This window comes from Meiothermus cerbereus, assembly GCF_051297115.1.
Lineage (GTDB): Bacteria > Deinococcota > Deinococci > Deinococcales > Thermaceae > Meiothermus > Meiothermus cerbereus_A.
Genome location: NZ_JBEVAL010000140.1, coordinates 1 through 1,975 on the forward strand (window position 1 = coordinate 1; position 1,975 = coordinate 1,975).

The following is a 1,975-nucleotide window of genomic DNA, read 5'->3' on the forward strand; positions in this document are numbered from 1 at the left end:
CGCTACGGGAAGAACGGCTTCCGGCTCTACCCGCCCCGTACCCTGCGGGGTGAGGCCGCCACCGCCTTCCTCCGCTTCAGCGAGGACTACTTCCGGGTGCTGGCGAAGCGCTACGGTGAAGCCGCCCGCTTCCGGCTCGAGGGGAACCGCCTCGAGGCCGATCTATCCCGAGCCCCCCGTACCCTCCAGGCTGCCCGGCGGCTCAGCCGTTGACCTGTTCAAATCAGAACACCATAATGTCCCATATGGGAACAGTGCTCCCCCTCCGCTTTGACGGCTCACCCACTGACGTGGCGAGCGTCCGGGAGGGGCTGCCGGTGGAGCTCATCCCCGAGGTGGCCCGGCGCTACGGTCTGGATCAGCAGGAGGTGCTGGAGGCAGCGGGCATCCCCAGGAGCAGCCTCCACCGCTACAAGGGCCTGGGACGCCTGAACCGGGAGCAGTCCAACCGCCTGTACCGGGTGATCTACCTGCTGCGCCGTGCTGAGGATCTTTTCGGCTCGCCCCAACTGGCCGCCTCCTGGATGAACAGCCCTAAGGTCTTCCTGCACGGCTCGAGCCCCCTCGCGTACCTGGACACTGAACCTGGCTCCCAGGCGGTGGAGCACCTCCTGGGCCGCCTGGAGGACGGCCTGGTGACGTGAGGGCCTGGCGCATCGCCTCGCGCAGCTACGCCCACACCGCCTTCACCGGGGAAGGGGCAGCCAAGAGCCCCGGACGCTGGAACCGCCTCGGGGTCCCGGTGGTGTACCTGGCCGAACACCTCTCCACCGGCATCCTGGAGGTGCTGGTTCACGTGGACGACCGGGCTCACCTGGCCGCGTTCGTGGCCATCGAGGTGGAGATCCCCGATTCCCACGTCGAGGAGCTGAGCGAACTGCCCCCCGACTGGCGGCAGTTGCCCGAGCCCTACCCCGAGTCCACCCAGAGGCTGGGCAGCGAGTGGGCCCTGAGCCTGCGCTCCCTGGCCCTGCGGGTTCCTTCAGCCGTGGTTCCAAAGGAGTTCAATCTGCTGCTCAACCCCCGCCACCCCGCGATGAGCGAGGTGAGGATCGGCCAGCCCCAGCCACTCTTCCTTGACCCACGCCTGCTGCGCTAGACACAAAAAGAACCCCTCAGAGAAAAGGACGGTCTCCGAGAGGCAAAGAAAGAAGGACGGAAGGGTTAGTCGAGGATGACGACCGAAGGGAAGAGAGCCCTCACAAACTCCACAAAACCCCGTTGAAGGGCTTTACTGCGGAAAGTGATCCTGTAGGCGGGCTTGAGCCAACCCTGGTCTCCTTCCCACTCGGCAAGATTACCTGCTTTGAAGCCCAGGTAGAGCAACTCCGCAAGTTTCTCACCGGTACGCAGGTCTGGACAGACAAAAACCTTTTCCATTTTTACCTCCTGACGACAATATTGTATTGTTCAATCTTGACCGCTTCAATCCCCCTCGAGTACCATAAAAAGTGGAAGGGGAAGCCTTTTCCCCTCCTGACCGCAGATGCGCCGGGCTTTCCCGGCCATCTTGCGTTAAGATGGAGCTATGCCCAGAGCAATTTACGAAGGAACCCGAGTTCGCTTCGTTGACACCGATCACCCGGAGGACCTGGCCTGCTTTCTGCGCCACATGGCTGCGTCACTCGGAGAAGAGCCTCTGCTTGACGTTTCAGGCGATACGGTGGTTATCGAATGCCAGACTGCCCCACGGATGCTCGAGTTCCTCGAGGGGTGTCTCAACGGGCGTCTGGTGCCGGTATGGGACAGCAACGGGGCTTACTTCCGCGAGCGCGGCCCCATCAACTAGCCCAAAAAAGAACCTTCCAAGGACAGGGATGATCCTCGGAAGGCAAAAAGGCTTGCCTGCTATGCGGCGATTCGCGCCTTGAGCGTCGCTGCCAGGGTGTCCAGGGCGGCCTGATCTACCTCCTCGCCCGCCAAAAAGCGCTCGAGGGTGGATAGCTCCTCACCCTTCAACCCCAGCCGGGCTTTC

Annotated in this window: 5 protein-coding genes; 4 read left to right on the forward strand and 1 reads right to left on the reverse strand. The window is 62.9% G+C overall.

Annotated elements, in window-relative coordinates; genetic code table 11:
- From ABWU19_RS14725 to ABWU19_RS14735, 3 genes are all read left to right on the forward strand, one after another.
- A partial coding sequence (locus tag ABWU19_RS14725) for a hypothetical protein (protein WP_435902390.1) occupies positions 1-213 on the forward strand: 213 nt, incomplete at its 5' end.
- Positions 214-245: 32 nt separating this feature from the next.
- A complete protein-coding gene (gene parS, locus ABWU19_RS14730) occupies positions 246-644 on the forward strand; it encodes a type II RES/Xre toxin-antitoxin system antitoxin (protein ID WP_435902391.1) in 399 nt (132 codons plus the stop codon).
- A complete protein-coding gene (locus ABWU19_RS14735; RefSeq protein WP_435902392.1) occupies positions 641-1,099 on the forward strand; it encodes an RES family NAD+ phosphorylase in 459 nt (152 codons plus the stop codon). The genes parS and ABWU19_RS14735 overlap by 4 nt, the downstream gene beginning before the upstream one ends.
- Before the next feature lie 65 nt (positions 1,100-1,164).
- Here the strand turns inward: ABWU19_RS14735 and ABWU19_RS14740 are convergent, their stop codons facing one another.
- The gene (locus ABWU19_RS14740) at positions 1,165-1,380 is read right to left on the reverse strand and encodes a hypothetical protein (protein ID WP_435902393.1); all 216 of its coding nucleotides are present in this window, start codon (positions 1,378-1,380) and stop codon (positions 1,165-1,167) included.
- Positions 1,381-1,528: 148 nt separating this feature from the next.
- Between ABWU19_RS14740 and ABWU19_RS14745 the strand changes: the two genes are divergently transcribed.
- Positions 1,529-1,789, forward strand: coding sequence for a hypothetical protein (locus tag ABWU19_RS14745; RefSeq protein WP_435902394.1), 261 nt, complete (start codon positions 1,529-1,531; stop codon positions 1,787-1,789).
- The last annotated feature ends 186 nt before the right edge of the window (positions 1,790-1,975 follow it).

Excerpts from the sequence above, each read along its gene's own strand:
- ABWU19_RS14745 (WP_435902394.1), top strand. The coding sequence starts at position 1,529 with ATGCCCAGAGCAATTTACGAAGGAACCCGAGTTCGCTTCGTTGACACC.
- ABWU19_RS14740 (WP_435902393.1), bottom strand. The coding sequence starts at position 1,380 with ATGGAAAAGGTTTTTGTCTGTCCAGACCTGCGTACCGGTGAGAAACTT.
- parS (WP_435902391.1), top strand. The coding sequence starts at position 246 with ATGGGAACAGTGCTCCCCCTCCGCTTTGACGGCTCACCCACTGACGTG.